Genomic DNA, 15071 nt, shown 5'->3' on the forward strand with positions numbered 1-15071 from the left:
GGTGACCGCGGTCAATGATTCACTGACCTACTGCTGCGTCGAGCCCAAGTGGTACAGCCGATCGGCCTAATACGAACGGAGTGCCGGCTCAGTCCAGGGTGAAGGGGTCGTATTTGATCCGCGCCAGGTCCGTGCCGGCGGCGAGCAGTTTCGCGATCGTCGCGCGGATCATCGAAGGCGACCCGGCGACGTAGACGTCGCGGTCCTTCCAGCGGCCGCGCTGCGTGACCGCCGTGGCCAGCGTGCCGCGGTCACCGCCGGTGATGGTGCCTTCCTCGGTCACCGGGGTCACCGTCAGCCAAGGGCAGGTGACGGTCAGCCCGCGGAGCTCGTCGAGGGCGTAGAGGTCTTCCGGCTTCCGGCCGCCGAAGAACAGGTGCACCGGCGGGTTGTTCCGCCAGCGCGACATGTCGTCGAGCAGGGCGAGCAGCGGCGCGAGACCGGTGCCGCCGCCGATCATCAGCAGCGGACGGCTTTCCGTGTGGTGCACCGAAAGCGCGCCGAGCGACGGGCCGATCCGCCAGACGTCGCCGGGCCGGGTGTGGTGGACGATCGCGCGCGAGACCCAGCCGCCGCGCACGGCGTGCACGTGGAACTCCATCGTCCCGTCGTCGTGCGGCGCGGTGGCGGGCGAGAAGTAGCGCCACATCCGCGGGCGCTGCGGGACTTCGACGCTGACGTAGCCACCGGCCCGGTACGGGAGCGGCTGGTCCGTGCGCACCTTGATGACGGCGACGTCGCGGGAAGCGAGCCGGTGCTCGACGACGGTCGCCTTCCACCACGCCGGCCCGGCTTCCTTGCCCGCGGCCTCACGCATGCTCTTCGAAATGACGCCGTACGCGGTGATCCAGGCGTCTTCCACCTCGGGCGTCCAGTCGTCCTTCGAGAATCTTTTCAGCGCGGCGATCAGCGCGACTCCGACGGCGTCGTAATGGCGGCCGAGGACGTCGAACTTCCGGTGGTCCCGGCCGAGCTGGCCGAGGAAAGTGGCCAGTTCGTCCGGCCGGTCCACCATCTGCACCACGTAGACGAGCGCGCGCAGCAAACGATTTCGCTGGGTGGCCATGTTGATCGGGAACAACGCCCGCGCGTCCGGTGCGATGGTGAAGAGCGCCCCGTAAAAGTACTGGGACAGCTCCTCTGCCTTCGTTTCGACGGCGGCGAAACTTTCCCGGATGAGCTTGGCCATCCGGACGGTCTTGTCCGCCGCGGGTGTTTCGACCAGGGGCGGAACGGGAATCGGTGAGGATCTCGACGAACTCGGTGGATGCTCGTATTTCACTGTTTCGGCAGTCATGGGTGAACGATTTTCTCCAGTTGGATCGGGCATATTCTCCAGACCCGATGTCATCTTGCTCGTGTTTCCCCCGAGGGTTCCCGACTGTATGCCCGGAAGTCGCAAAAGGATCCGCTAATGGTTGTTTCCCGCTCGAACGGAGCAAACGATATACGCGCGGTCAACACCGTCTGGCACTAAGTAAAGGTGATCAAGCAGGCAGGGTTTCCCTTGCTCACCAGTGGTTTTCGCCAGTTCGGCAGGATGGCGTGATCCGCCGATCGGGTGGCTTTTCTCCGTGATTACCGCGTCACGTAACGACACGAACCCGACGACTGATCCACCATTGTGGAATCGGTTAGTCGATGGTGAAGGGGTCGTACGCGATCTGGTCGAGCGCGCTGCCCGCGACCAGCATCCGGGACACCGTCGCCCGGATCATCGCGGGCGAACCGGCGACGAGGACGCGGTGCCCTGGCCAGGATCCGTTCTGGGTGACGGCTTCCGCGAGCGTGCCCTGGACGCAGCCGGGGGCTTCTTCACCGTGCTCGACCACCGGGGTCACGGTGAGCCAGGGGTTGGTGGACGCGAGGGCACGCAACTCGTCGAGGTCGTAAAGGTCCTCACGCGACGGTCCGCCGTAGAACAACTGGACCTTCGGGTTCTCGCCCCATTGCGCGAGGTCGTCCAGAATGGCGCGCAGCGGCGCGATGCCGGTGCCGCCCGCGATCATCAGGACGCCGCGGCCGTCGGTGCGGTCGACCGAAAGCCTGCCGAGCGGCGGCCCCAGCCGCCAGACGTCGCCCGGCTGCGTGTGGCTCACGATCGCGCGGGACACCCAGCCGCCGTCGACCGCGCGTACGTGGAACTCGATGCCGCCGTCTTCGCGCGGCGCGTTCGCCGGCGACAGATAGCGCCAGAGCCTCGGCCGCTGCGGGACTTCGACGCTCATGTACTGGCCGGGCTGGTACGGCACCGGGAATTCGGGCTGGACGCGGACCAGGGCGAGATCCCAGGTGAGCCGCCGGTGTTCGAGTACGGTCGCGGACCACGACGCCGGGTTGACGTCGGCCGCGGCGGCCTCCTGCATCGCGCGGGCGACGATGGTGAACGCCTCCGCCCAGGCCCGCTCGACCTCCGGTGTCCAGTCCGGACCCAGGTGGTTCTTGAGCGAGGCGAGCAGTGCGGTGCCGACGGCCTCGTAATGCCGGGGGATGACGCCGAACTTGCGGTGGTCGCGGCCGAGCTGGGTCAGGAACGGCACCAGGTCGTCCGGCCGGTCGACCATCTGCACGATGTGGACCAGCGCGCGCACCAGCCTGCCGCGCTGGACCTCCATGTTGATCGGGAAGAAGTCGCGGGTGGCGGGCGCGAGGGTGAACAGCATCCCGTAGAAGAACTGGGAGATCTCCGGGATGAAGGGCTCCGACTTCGCCCAGGTGTCCCGGATGAGCCGCACCATCGCGGTGACCGCGGGCGGGGCTTCCCTCGGTGCCGAGGAACGCGGCACCGGACTGACCGCGTCGGCCGTCACGGGCTGGGAGTCGCTGATCGGGAAGCGCATACCGGAAGACAGTTCCCCAGGTTCACGAACGAGGGTCCACTGGAGAAGAATTCACGGGTCATTCACCTCTCCGGTCAGTGGCTTTCGGGCCGGTCGGCTGGTTCCGGCTCGCTCGCGAGACTAGCCGCCTAGAGACCTTTTGCCTGCATCGTTGCTCCGGACGGGTGTACTCGAAACCGGTCGGCAGTGGGGGATCTCACGAGGTAAACAGTTGTCTTACGCAAGCGTCGCCGAATAAAGTTGTACTGTACAAGTAGCCGGGAGGCACCGATGAGCTCCGCAGACGACGCCAGGGTCGAGTTGATGCGTGAGTTGAAGGCCGCCTCCCAGCTGCAGCACGCCTGGATCATGCAGGCATGGCAGGACGAGCCCGGTCTGCATCCGGCGGCCGCGATGCTGTTGTCGGACCTGGCGAAGCACGGCGAGGCGCGCCCCTCGGAACTGGCCAAACGACGCTTTGTGGACCTTTCGGTCGTAAGCCGTCAAATCTCCCAGCTGTCCGCGGCGGGGATGGTCGACCGCCGTCCCGCGCCCGAGGACGGCCGCGCGTCGATCATCAGCATCTCCGAACGCGGACACGAGGAACTGGGCCGCAGGCGGGCCGGTTATCTGGAGTTCATGGAGCGTGCGCTCGGTGACTGGGACGACGAAAAGGTCCTCGGCCTGACCACTCGCCTCGCCGAGATGAACGCCGACCTTCGCACGGCCTTGTCGACGCAGACTTGCGACGTCTGACGGCCGCCATTACTACCCGCCGGTCTTGACTGAACGGACCTTTCGCCTGGCTGTCACGCCGGTAGCGTCGATGTTGTGCGGAGCAGGGTCGCGTTGCTGGTCGCCTTGGGAATCGACAACTTCGGCTCGGGACTTTTTCTTCCGCTCGGGCTGGTCTTCGTCATCCGTGTGGTGGGTTTGCCCCTCGCCCAGGCGGGGGCGGCGGTCACTCTCGGTGCGTTCGCCGGTCTGCTCGTCCCCGCACTCGCCGGGCGCATCGTCGACCTGATCGGCCCGCGGACGGTGATGATCTGCTCCCACGTTCTCCAGGCCGCCGGAGCGAGCGCTTTTCTGCTGGCCGACGGTTTCGCCGGGGTCGTCGGCGCGTCCGTCATGCTCGCGGCCGGGCAGCAGCTGTTCTACAGCTCCCAGTTCTCGCTCATCGCCGACGTCGCGGGCGAAGGGCCGAAGGACCGGCCGTTCGCCGAAGCCGCGATGGTCCGCTCCGCGGGCTTCGGGCTGGCCGGGGCCGCGGCGGCCGGACTACTGGTGTGGATCGGGCGCGACGGCCTGTACGTCGCCGTGATGGTCGACGTCGCGACCTTCGTCGTCGCCGCGGCCATCCTTTCGACGCTGGTCACGCCGGTCCCGCGGCGCTTGCCGCGCTGCTCGGGGCCCGCGCGGGTCTGGCGGAACCGCCCGTACCTGGCGCTCATCGTGTTCAGCGGACTCTTCGCGCTCACGATGGACTTCTTCCTCATCGGGATGCCGGTGTACGTCTTCAACGCCTTGCAGGGCCCGCGGTGGCTTCCCGGCGCGATCATCGCGCTGCTCACCGTCGTCACCAGTCTGGGTGGAGTCGTCGGATTGCGGCTCACCAGGAACCTGACCCGGATCGCCGCGATGCGCGCGGGCTCGGCGTTGTTCGCGGTGTGGTGCCTGGCGTGCCTCGTGGTGGTGTTCGTGCCGAAGGTCTTCCAGCCGGTTTACCTGCTCGGCGCGACCCTCGTGCTGGCCGCCGGCGATCTCGCGTTCGGTCCGCGATCCGGTGCGCTGGCCGAAGCCGCGGCGCCGCCGGAGGCGCGAGGCCGGTATCTGGCGGCGTTCCAGTACGCGTTCACGCTCGCCGCGGTGATCGCTCCGGCCGTCGTCGCGCTGTTCTCCGTGGCAGTCTGGATCCCGTGGGTGCTCGTGGCCGCGTGTGCCTGCACGGCCGTCGTCGGCCTCGGCCGGGTGGGTCCGCGTCTGCCCGCGGAGGCCGTGTCGCCGACCGGAGGCTGAACTTTTTCAGAGTTGAGCGGAACAGACTCAACTTTGCTGACGTTGTACCGGTCGACGGACTTACGCAGGACCTAGTACGAGGTGAGGGATGGACGCTTTCAACCCGACCACGAAGACCCAGCAGGCGATCTCGTCGGCGGCGCAGGCGGCCACGATGGCTGGCAACCCGCACGTGGCGGCCGCGCATCTGCTCGGCGCCCTGCTGGCGCAGGGTGAGGGGCTCACCGCACCGCTGCTGACCGCGGTCGGGGCCGATCCGGAGCAGGTGCACAAGGAGCTGGAGCCGCTGATCGCGGCGCTGCCGTCGGCGACCGGCGCGACCGTGTCGAGCCCGCAGTTCGACGCGCACGCGGTCAAGGCGCTGACGCACGCGCAGAAGCTCGCGACCGAACTCGGCGACGAGTACGTCTCGACGGAGCACCTCCTCGTCGGCCTCGACATCGAGGGCGGCCCGGTGGCCGACCTGCTCAAACGGCACGGCGCCACCCCGGACGCGTTGCGTGACGCGTTCGCCAAGGTGCGCGGCTCCGCGCGGATCACCAGCCCGGATCCGGAGAGCACCTTCAAAGCGCTGGAGAAGTACGGCGTCGACCTGACCGAGCGCGCCCGCGCCGGCGAGCTGGACCCGGTGATCGGCCGCGACACCGAGATCCGCCGCGTGGTGCAGGTGCTCTCGCGCCGCACCAAGAACAACCCGGTGCTCATCGGCGAACCCGGCGTCGGCAAGACGGCCATCGTCGAAGGGCTCGCCCAGCGCATCGTCGCCGGTGACGTGCCGGAATCGCTGCGCGGCAAGCGAGTGGTGGCGCTGGACCTCGGCTCGATGGTCGCCGGGGCCAAGTTCCGCGGCGAGTTCGAGGAGCGGCTGAAGGCCGTGCTCAAGGAGATCACCGACTCCGCGGGCGAGGTCGTCACCTTCATCGACGAGCTGCACACCATCGTCGGCGCCGGCGCGACCGGCGAGGGCGCGATGGACGCGGGCAACATGATCAAGCCGATGCTCGCCCGCGGTGAGCTGCGGATGGTCGGCGCGACCACACTCGACGAGTACCGGCAGCACATCGAGAAGGACGCCGCGCTGGAGCGGCGCTTCCAGCAGGTGCTGGTCGGCGAACCGTCCACAGAGGACACCATCGGCATCCTGCGCGGGCTCAAGGAGCGGTACGAGGTGCACCACGGGGTGCGCATCACCGACGCCGCACTGGTCGCCGCCGCGACCCTGTCCGACCGCTACATCACCGCCCGGTTCCTGCCGGACAAGGCGATCGACCTTGTCGACGAGGCAGCGTCGAAGCTCCGCATGGAGATCGACTCGCGGCCCGTCGAGATCGACGAGGTCGAGCGCGCCGTGCGGCGGATGGAGATCGAGGAGATGGCACTGTCCAAAGAGGACGACGCCGCCTCCAAGGACCGGCTCGCCGTGCTGCGCTCGGAGCTGGCCGAAAAGCGCGAGACGCTGACCGCGCTGACAGCGCGCTGGCAGAACGAGAAGGGCTCGATCGAACGCGTCCGCGACCTCAAGGGGCAGCTGGAGCAGCTGCGCGGCGAGTCCGAACGCGCCGAACGCGACGGCGACCTCGGCAAGGCCGCCGAACTCCGCTACGGCCGGATTCCCGCGCTGGAGAAGGAGTTCGAGGCCGCGATCGCCGCCAGCGAGGTCAGCCAGCAGAACGTCATGCTCAAGGAAGAGGTCGGCGCGGACGACGTCGCGGACGTGGTCAGCGCGTGGACCGGCATCCCGGCCGGACGGCTGCTGGAGGGCGAGACGGGCAAGCTGCTCCGGATGGAGGAGGAGCTCGGCAGGCGCGTCGTCGGGCAGAAGGAGGCCGTGCAGGTCGTCTCGGACGCGGTGCGCCGCACCCGGGCAGGCGTCGCCGACCCCGACCGGCCGACCGGTTCGTTCCTGTTCCTCGGCCCGACCGGCGTCGGCAAGACCGAGCTGGCGAAGGCGCTGGCCGAGTTCCTGTTCGACGACGAGCGCGCGATGCTGCGGATCGACATGAGCGAGTACGCCGAGAAGCATTCGGTGGCGCGCCTGGTCGGGGCGCCTCCGGGCTACGTCGGCTACGACCAGGGCGGGCAGCTGACCGAGTCGGTGCGCAGGCGGCCGTATTCGGTGGTGCTGCTGGACGAGGTCGAGAAGGCGCACCCGGACGTGTTCGACGTGCTCCTGCAGGTGCTCGACGACGGACGGCTCACCGACGGCCAGGGCCGCACGGTGGACTTCCGCAACACGATCCTGGTGCTGACCTCGAACCTCGGTTCGCAGGCCATCGCCGACCCGGCGCTCGACGAGCGTCAACGCAACGACGCGGTGATGTCGGTGGTGCAGCGGCAGTTCAAGCCGGAGTTCCTGAACCGGCTGGACGACATCGTGGTCTTCCACGCGCTCGGCACCGACGAGCTGACGTCCATTGTGGACATCCAGATCGACCGGCTCGCCACCCGGCTTTCGCGGCGTCGCCTGACGCTGGACGTCACCGCCGGGGCCCGCGAGTGGCTCGCGCTGAACGGCTTCGACCCGATCTACGGCGCGCGGCCGCTGCGGCGGCTGGTGCAGTCGGCGATCGGCGACAAGCTGGCGAAACAGCTGCTGGCCGGTGAGATCCGGGACGGCGACACGGTCCGGGTCGACATCCCGGCCCAGGAGGCGTCGGACGCGCTCACGGTCACCCGGGTGGACTGACGCCGCCGGCCGGTCACCTGCCGGACGCTATGAAAGGTCCTTTCCTTGCAAAATTTGCAAGGAAAGGACCTTTCATAGCATTGGCGACACAGCGATTTGTCGACGTTTCGGCCGGTCTTCGGGGCGCGGCACCGAAAGGGGTGGCGCGACACGACGCCCGGCGATCACGTCCGGTGAGTGCAGGGGGATACCCTGACCGGCGTGGGTATTCCGGCGTGGATCTGGTTCGTCATCGCCGCCGTCGCCTTGGTGGCGGGGCTGGCGCTGCTCGCGGCCGACCGGGCGAAGGAGGGCTCGCGCAATCGCGAGCGAATGCGCTGGGCCGAGTTGCGCGGCTGGCAGTTCGTCGAAGAGGACGAGCGGCTGCCGCGGCAGTGGTCCAAGGGCGCGATCGGATACTTCGGCGCGCAGCTGGCGGTCAACGTCGTGGCCGGGTCCACCTTCACCTCCGACGGGCGGCGCCCGGTCTTCATCTTCGACATCGAGACCGAGGGCCAGATCCCGGCGGTCGTGGTCGCCGTCCGGTGCAACCGTGTGCACGAGGTGCCGCTGGAGATGTGGCTGTCCAGCGTGCCGTTCCAGCGCCAGGACATGCCCGAGATGCTCGGCCCGATCGGCCAGCGCTACGCCTTCGCCGACGACTCCGAGGGCGCCCGCAAGGTGATCACGCAGGACCTCGTCGACGCGGCCGATTCACTCGGCGGCGACGTCGGCGTGGCGTGGCTGGAGAACGAGTGGGTGCTCGCGAGCGTCGCCCCGAACGCCGGGCCGTCGCGGCTCGAGCGGCTGCTGCGCGACCTCGGCGAGATCGCCGACATCGTCGACCCGTTCGACGAGGAGTACGACAACGCCTCGACCCCGGGCCGCCACTGGCAGGCCGAGGCCGCCGACGACATCGAGCCGCAGGGCTAGGAACGCTCGAGTTCCAACGGAAGCGCTCCGGCGGTCGCGCCGGTGTGCCACGACTGACCGAGCACGGTCAGATCCAGCGTCCCGGACTGCGTCACCCGCCCCGCCTGTGCGGGATCGGTGGTCGGCAGGACGCCGCGCAAGGTCGTCGTCGTGGTGCCGCGGGCGGATGCCGCGTCGCCGATGCCGAGGTCTCCGCTGATCCGGTGCGAACCGGCGCCGGTGAGCCCGGCGCCGTGCTGCGCCAGTTCCATGTCCTGCCCGGTGGTCACCAGCCCGGACGACGGGCCGATGGTGCCGCCGAGCGCGTGTTCCTGGCCGAAGCCGGTGCCGGAGCCGACGTCCAGCGGCAGGAGCCCCTTGAACCGGCCGTTGCCGTGCTGCGCCGACGTCGTCCCGACGGCGGCGAGTTCGCCGACATCGACGGCGTGCCCGGAAGACCGGCCCGCCTCCAGCACGCCGCCGAGGTCACCGGAGAAACCGCCGTCGAGCCGCAGGGCCCGGTCGAGGCCGCCGCCGACGTGCTGTTCCGTCTCGTTGATCACGCCGACCCCGGGCAGCGGCCGGACGGCGTGATAAGTCCCCTCGGCCGCGCGGAGACCGCGGCTGTCCTCGGAAACAAGGGTGGGGACGCCGGTGAGCGTGGCCTCGGTCAACCGGGTGCCGGTCCGCTCGAGTTCCGTCTCGTTCCCGGCGACGACACTGCCGTAGCGGTCGAGCTTCACCGCTTCCCGCTGGCCTTGCTTGACGGCTTCGGTGGTCTTCGCAGCGGCGAGCACTCCGACCTTGTCCGGACGGGCCGTGACACCTTCGCGGGTCTCGACGGTCTCGCTCACCGACCGGCGGACGTCCGCGACGGCTTTGACGTCGCCGACGTCCTTGCTGAAGACGTCCCGTTCGGTGTTGGTCAGGAAACCGCGGAAGACGGACGTGTCGCCTTCGCTGGTGAAGCCGACACCGCGATCGAGGGTGCCTTCGCGCTGGTGATCGAGTGGAAGCGGGATCGACGGATCGGTCTGGGCGGCGAGTGCGCCGGCCGGACCGGCGAACAACAAGGCCAGCGGCGCCGCGCCGGCCGCTACTTTGGGCAGGTAGCTCGGCTTGCGCCTGCTGTGCTTCCCCATGGGGCCGGACGATACTTCCCGACTTGAGCGGTTGCACGTCAAATCCCCACGGTGGGTGACCCCCACACTCGCCCCTTCAGGCACTCTCCGCCGAACCCGACCGAGGAGTAGGTTCGGCGACATGACCCAGACCGCACTGATCACCGGCGCCACCGCCGGCATCGGCGCGCAGTTCGCGCGCACGCTCGCCGCCGAGGCGTACGACCTCGTGCTCGTCGCTCGCGACGTCGACCGGCTGGAGAGCTTCGCCGCGGAACTGGTCGATGCGCACGGTGTCGACGTCGTCGTCCTGCCCGCCGATCTGTCCGAAGTGGACGGACGTGCGCTGGTCGAGACCCGGCTGGCCGAAGAGCCGGTGGACCTCCTGGTGAACAACGCGGGCTTCGGGCTCAACGGCGACTTCTGGACCATCCCGCCGGACGCACTGCAACGTCAGCTCGACGTCAACGTCACCGCCGTCCTGCGGCTCACCCGCGCGGCGCTGCCGGGGATGATCGACCGCGGCGAAGGCGCGATCATCAACGTCAGCTCGGTCGCGGGCTTCTTCAGTGGCCGCGGTTCGACGTACACGGCCAGCAAGAACTGGGTCACCTCGTTCACCGAGGGCATCGCCGCCTCGCTGCCCAAGAACATCCGCATGATGGCGCTCTGCCCCGGGTTCACCACCACGGAGTTCCACGAGCGGGCCGGACTGGCCAAACCCGGTCCGAAGGCGTTCTGGCTCGGCGTCGACCAGGTCGTGGACGAGGCGCTCGCGGATCTGCGCCGCGGCAAGGTGATCTCGGTGCCGAGCCTGCAGTACAAGGCACTCGTCGCGGTCGGCGGACTGCTGCCGCGCGCGGTGCTGCGGAAGCTCGGCGGCGGGTTCGGCGGCAAGGGTCGCACTTAGGACACGGCCTAGTCGTCGTCCGCGGTTTCGATCGACCGCACGCCGTCGGCCCCGGCGAGCACGGTGGGGGCGGCGGTGGCGTCGGGGCCGGTGAGGTCGAGCGTCACCGTCACTTCGCCGTCGCGGTCGTCGGCGATCCGCAGGGAAGTGATCGACCATCGATGGCTCGTGCAAAGTGCCAGCAGATCACGCAGAACCCCTTGCCCGTCCACATAACTCACGCGCAGCCTGGTCGTGCGCGTGCCGCCGGGAAGCCGTGCGGTCAGCCGGGTGAAACCGAGCACCACCACGAAATGCATGGCCGTCACCACGACGGCCAGCAGCAGTAATCCGGCGCCCGCCGCCATGCCGATGGCCGCGGTCTCCCAGACGGCGGCGGCCGTGGTGAGTCCCCGGATCGCGCCCTGTCTGGTGATGATCAGCCCGGCGCCGAGGAAACCGACACCGGAGACGATCTGCGCGGCGATCCGGGACGGGTCGAGTACCACCTGCCCGGTCGCGAGGATATCGCCGAAACCGTACTTACTGACCAAAAGGATCAACGCGGACGCGGTGCCCACGATGGTCTGCGTCCGCAGTCCGGCGCTCTTGCCCCTGAGCTGCCGTTCCAGTCCGATCGCCGCCGACAGCGCGAACGCCGTCGTCAGCTCACCGATCTGGAGCCAGCCTTGTCCGTTGGAGAGCATCACCCCACATTGTCATCCCGCGGAAGACGGTTCGAGCCCCTGCCGGACGGGTACGCGTGGATCATGAAGTCATCACTTCTTGTCATCGCGGTGGCGCTGACGCTGGCCGCCTGTTCCACCGAACAGGCACCCGCCCCGGCGGCACCGGGGCCGGTCGAAGCCCAGCCGGTGAAGGCGATCCAAGCGGCGGCGGGCGCTTTGCCCGACGGACGGGTGTTCGACGTGGAGCCCGTGAACGACGGGTGGGAGATCAAGGTCGCGTCGCACGGGCAGGAACACAAGGTGCGCGTGAGCCCGGACGGCGGCCAGGTCCTCGGCAAGCAACAGACGGCCAAGCCGAGCGACGACTTGGCGAAGGTCGAGCAGGCGGGTGTGGACGCGGTCAAGGCACTTCAGGCCGCGCAGCAACGTCAGCCGGGCGACCTCGACGAGATGGAGGTCGACTACGCCGCCGACGGCACCCTTGTCTGGGAGGTGGGGCTCCGCGACGGCAAGGGGATCGAGCACGACGTCAACGTCGACGCCAGGACCGGCGCGGTGAGGTAGGGCCCGCCCCACCAAGGAGACGCACGTTCGCACCAGGGTGTGTCCGGCCGGGAATTCCTAAGGTTTTCCCCATGAACACTGGGTGGAACGGTGACGCGGTCCGGCTCGACGGCGTCCGCAAGGAATACGGCAAGGGCGTCGTCGCCCTGGACGGGGTGACGCTGGCGTTCCCGCGCGGCGGTTTCACCGCGGTGATGGGCCCCTCTGGCTCGGGCAAGAGCACCTTCCTGCACTGCGCGGCCGGGCTGGACCGGCCGACGTCGGGGTCCGTCGTACTCGACGGGCAGGAACTGGCCGGGATGAACGAAACGAAGCTGACGAAGCTGCGCCGCGACCGGGTCGGGTTCATCTTCCAGGCCTTCAACCTGCTCCCGGCGCTGACGGTCGAGCAGAACGTCACGCTCCCGCAGCAGCTGGCCGGCGCCAAGCCGGACCGCCGGGTCGTCGAGGAGATGCTGACCCGCGTCGGACTTTCCGGCCGCCGCAAGCACTTTCCCGGCGAACTGTCCGGCGGGCAGGCGCAGCGCGTCGCGATCGCGCGGGCGCTGGTCACCCGGCCCGCGGTGGTGTTCGCCGACGAGCCGACCGGCGCGCTCGACACCCGCACCGCCGCCGAAGTCCTCGCGCTGCTGCGCGATTCGGTCCGGACGACCGGCCAGACGGTGATCATGGTGACCCACGATCCGATGGCCGCCTCCTACGCCGACCGCGTCATCTTTCTCGCCGACGGCCGGATCGCGGACGAACTGCACGCGCCGACGGCGGACGTCGTCGCCGAACGCATGATCCACCTGGGTGCCTGGGGCAGCCAGGTCAGGGCCGGTGCGTGATGCTGCGACTCGCCTTCCGGACCCTGCGCCTGCGCAAGGGCGGATTCATCGGCACCTTCATCGCCGTCTTCTTCGGCGCGTTGATCGTCGCCTCCTGCGGAGGCCTGATGGAGACCGGGATCCGCAGCAACGCGGAACCCCAGCGCCTCGCCGCCGCGCCGATCGTCGTCACCGGCGGCCAGACCTTCGCACTGCCCAAGGCGGACCCCGCCTCCCTCGAAGCCGGTGACAAGCGCAAATTCGAGGACGCGAGGCTCCCCGAGCGTGTGCGGCTCGACGACGGGCTGGTTTCCCGCCTGCGGTCCGTCCCCGGTGTCTCGGACGTCGTCGGTGAAGTGAGCTTCCCGCTCGCGGCTGGCGGCAAGCCCGCCCTCGGCCACGCTTGGGACTCCGCCGCGCTGACCCCGTACACGCTGGCCGAGGGGCTCGCGCCCGCCGCGGGCGAGGTCGTCGTCGAGTCGACGTCCGGTTTCAAACCCGGCGACCGGATCGACGTCGCCGCCCACGGCGAAAGCGAAGGCTTCCGGGTGTCGGGCGTGGCCGGTGCGCCGCGTTCGATCACACAGGCCGCCATGTTCTTCTCCGCCGCCGACGCCGCCCGGCTCTCCGGTTACCCCGGCAAGGCCGACGTCATCGGCGTCTTCACCGACCCGGGCGCCGACATCGAAGCGGTGCAGGCGAAGGTCGCCGAGGTCGCGACCGGCGCGAACGTCCTGAGCGGAATCGACCGCGGTGTCGCGGAGTTCCCCGAGGCCGATTCGAGCGGGACGAACCTGATCGTCATCGCCGCGGTGTCCGGTGGGCTTTCGGTGATGGTCGCGATGTTCGTCGTCGCCAGCACGCTCAGCCTGTCCACCCAGCAGCGTTCGCGTGAACTCGCGCTGATGCGGGCGATCGGCACGACCCCGCGCCAGCTCCGGCGCATGGTGCTCGGCGAAGCGCTGGCCGTCGGCCTGCTCGCCACCGCACTCGCCGCCGCCCTCGGCCCGTTCCTCGGCGAGTGGCTGTTCGGGCAGCTCATCGAAAACGGTGTGGTGCCCGGGGTTCTGCGGTTCTACCAAGGCTGGCTGCCCGCCGTCGTCGGTGCGGGCGCCGCGATGCTCGCGGTGTTCATCGCCGCCTTCTTCGCGGGCCGCCGCGCCGGGAAGATCCGGCCGACCGAGGCACTCGCCGAGGCCGCGGTGACCCGCCGCTGGCTGACCCCGACGCGGGTCGTGTTCGCCGCCCTCTGCTTCGGCGGCGGCACCGCGCTGGCCATCGTGACCGTCGCGGTGATGACCGGCCCGATCGCGGCCAGCACCGCCGGACCCGCGGTGATCCTCTGGGCGCTCGGCGTCGCGATGATCACCCCCGGCGTCGCCAAGGCGATGACGGCGATCCTGCAGTGGCCGATGCGCCTGTTCGGCGGGATCTCCGGGCACCTCGCCGTGCTCAACACCCGTGCGGGCATCGTCCGGGCGGCGGGCGCGGTCACCCCGATCATGCTCGCCGTCGGGATCGCGACCGCGAACATCTACCTGCAGACCACCCAGGAGGAACTGGCGAACCAGGCGTTCACCGAAGACGTCCGCGCCGACGCCGTGATCGCCTCCGCGGCGGGTGGGCTGTCCCCGGACCTCGTCCAGCGGATCCAGGCCGTGCCCGGGGTCGCCGGAGCGTCCGAGTACGTCACCAGCAGCGTGTTCCTCGAGGAGCCGTACGACTCCTCCGACGAGGGCCGTCCGGCGATCGGTCTCACCGCCTCCGGCGCGGCCGCGACCACCGACACCAAGGTGACCCAGGGCGACCTGAAGGCGTTGACCGGGATGACCGTCGCGCTCCCCGAGGTCTTCGCGAAGGACTTCGGCCGCGGCGTCGGCGACAAGCTGAGCCTGCGGCTCGGCGACGGCACCCCGGACGGCGTCAAGGTCGTCGCGGTGACCAGTCAGCGCCGCGGTTTCGAGAGCCTGCTGCTCCCGGCCGGTCTGCTGGCCCCGCACACCACCGCCGGGCTCGCCCCGCAGATGCTGGTCCGCGCCACCCCGGACGTCGATCCGGCGGCGCTCACCGAACGCCTTCGCGAGGCGACGGCCGGGCAGCCGGTGTCCGTCGGCGACCGGGACGCGCTCGTCGCGGCGCACGCGAAGGACCAGGCCGTCGGCGCGTGGGTGAACTACCTGCTGGTCGGGATGATCATCGCCTACACGGTGATTTCGGTGGCCAACACGCTGGTGATGGCGACGGTGCGGCGGCGCCGCGAGTTCGGCCTCCAGCGGCTCACCGGCTCGACCAGGGCGCAGGTGCTGCGGATGGCCGGCTACGAAGGCGGGCTCGTCGCGCTGCTCGGGATCGTGCTCGGCACCGTCGTCGCGGCGGGCTCGATCGTCCCGTTCTGCCTGGTGGCGACCGATTCCCTGCTGCCGATGGGCTCCCCGCTGATCTACCTGTCCATCATCGGGCTCGCCGCGACGCTCGCGCTGGCGGCGACCCTGGTCCCGGCCTGGCTGGCGACCCGCGGGCAGGCCGTGGACGCCGCGACATCCGGCAGTGACTGAGCGCACTGCGGGAAACACCCCGGTGGTGCGCC

The 15071-nt window shown here is 69.7% G+C and carries 12 protein-coding genes; 8 read left to right on the forward strand and 4 right to left on the reverse strand.

The annotated features are described in order from the left end of the window. Positions 1-88: 88 nt before the first annotated feature. Both DMH03_RS05505 and DMH03_RS05510 read right to left on the reverse strand, forming a co-directional pair. On the reverse strand, positions 89-1189 hold the full coding sequence (locus DMH03_RS05505) for a globin domain-containing protein (RefSeq protein WP_125791557.1): 1101 nt from the start codon (positions 1187-1189) through the stop codon (positions 89-91). Between the two features lie 445 nt (positions 1190-1634). After that, on the reverse strand, positions 1635-2840 hold the full coding sequence (locus tag DMH03_RS05510; RefSeq protein ID WP_199748679.1) for a globin domain-containing protein: 1206 nt from the start codon (positions 2838-2840) through the stop codon (positions 1635-1637). Between the two features lie 270 nt (positions 2841-3110). On the opposite strand from DMH03_RS05510, the gene DMH03_RS05515 reads away from it, so the two are divergent. From DMH03_RS05515 to DMH03_RS05530, 4 genes are all read left to right on the forward strand, one after another. After that, a complete protein-coding gene (locus DMH03_RS05515; RefSeq protein ID WP_125790861.1) occupies positions 3111-3575 on the forward strand; it encodes a MarR family winged helix-turn-helix transcriptional regulator in 465 nt (154 codons plus the stop codon). Between the two features lie 75 nt (positions 3576-3650). After that, positions 3651-4835, forward strand: coding sequence for an MFS transporter (locus DMH03_RS05520; RefSeq protein WP_125790862.1), 1185 nt, complete (start codon positions 3651-3653; stop codon positions 4833-4835). Between the two features lie 88 nt (positions 4836-4923). Beyond that, a complete protein-coding gene (gene clpB / locus DMH03_RS05525; protein ID WP_125790863.1) occupies positions 4924-7521 on the forward strand; it encodes an ATP-dependent chaperone ClpB in 2598 nt (865 codons plus the stop codon). A gap of 201 nt (positions 7522-7722) precedes the next feature. Further along, on the forward strand, positions 7723-8433 hold the full coding sequence (locus DMH03_RS05530; protein ID WP_125790864.1) for a hypothetical protein: 711 nt from the start codon (positions 7723-7725) through the stop codon (positions 8431-8433). Here the strand turns inward: DMH03_RS05530 and DMH03_RS05535 are convergent. Further along, positions 8430-9554 carry a hypothetical protein gene (locus tag DMH03_RS05535; protein WP_125790865.1) on the reverse strand — a complete coding sequence of 375 codons (1125 nt, stop codon included), beginning with the start codon at positions 9552-9554 and terminating at the stop codon, positions 8430-8432. The genes DMH03_RS05530 and DMH03_RS05535 overlap by 4 nt on opposite strands. A 121-nt stretch (positions 9555-9675) precedes the next feature. On the opposite strand from DMH03_RS05535, the gene DMH03_RS05540 reads away from it, so the two are divergent. Continuing rightward, a complete protein-coding gene (locus tag DMH03_RS05540; protein WP_125790866.1) occupies positions 9676-10443 on the forward strand; it encodes an SDR family oxidoreductase in 768 nt (255 codons plus the stop codon). A gap of 8 nt (positions 10444-10451) precedes the next feature. On the opposite strand, the gene DMH03_RS05545 is transcribed toward DMH03_RS05540, so the two are convergent. Further along, entirely contained in the window at positions 10452-11132 is a 681-nt protein-coding gene (locus DMH03_RS05545; protein ID WP_125790867.1) for an MgtC/SapB family protein, read from the reverse strand. A 60-nt stretch (positions 11133-11192) separates the two neighbouring features. Here DMH03_RS05545 and DMH03_RS05550 point away from each other — a divergent pair, with 60 nt between their 5' ends. The 3 genes from DMH03_RS05550 to DMH03_RS05560 all read left to right on the forward strand — a co-directional run bounded on the left by DMH03_RS05550 (position 11193) and on the right by DMH03_RS05560 (position 15039). Further along, positions 11193-11675 (forward strand): PepSY domain-containing protein, encoded by a 483-nt coding sequence (locus DMH03_RS05550; RefSeq protein ID WP_125790868.1) that lies wholly within the window; start codon positions 11193-11195, stop codon positions 11673-11675. Between the two features lie 71 nt (positions 11676-11746). Then, positions 11747-12505 (forward strand): ABC transporter ATP-binding protein, encoded by a 759-nt coding sequence (locus DMH03_RS05555; RefSeq protein ID WP_125790869.1) that lies wholly within the window; start codon positions 11747-11749, stop codon positions 12503-12505. Beyond that, positions 12505-15039 (forward strand): FtsX-like permease family protein, encoded by a 2535-nt coding sequence (locus DMH03_RS05560; RefSeq protein ID WP_125791559.1) that lies wholly within the window; start codon positions 12505-12507, stop codon positions 15037-15039. The genes DMH03_RS05555 and DMH03_RS05560 overlap by 1 nt, the downstream gene beginning before the upstream one ends. The last annotated feature ends 32 nt before the right edge of the window (positions 15040-15071 follow it).

This window comes from Amycolatopsis sp. WAC 01376, assembly GCF_003947415.1.
Lineage (GTDB): Bacteria > Actinomycetota > Actinomycetes > Mycobacteriales > Pseudonocardiaceae > Amycolatopsis.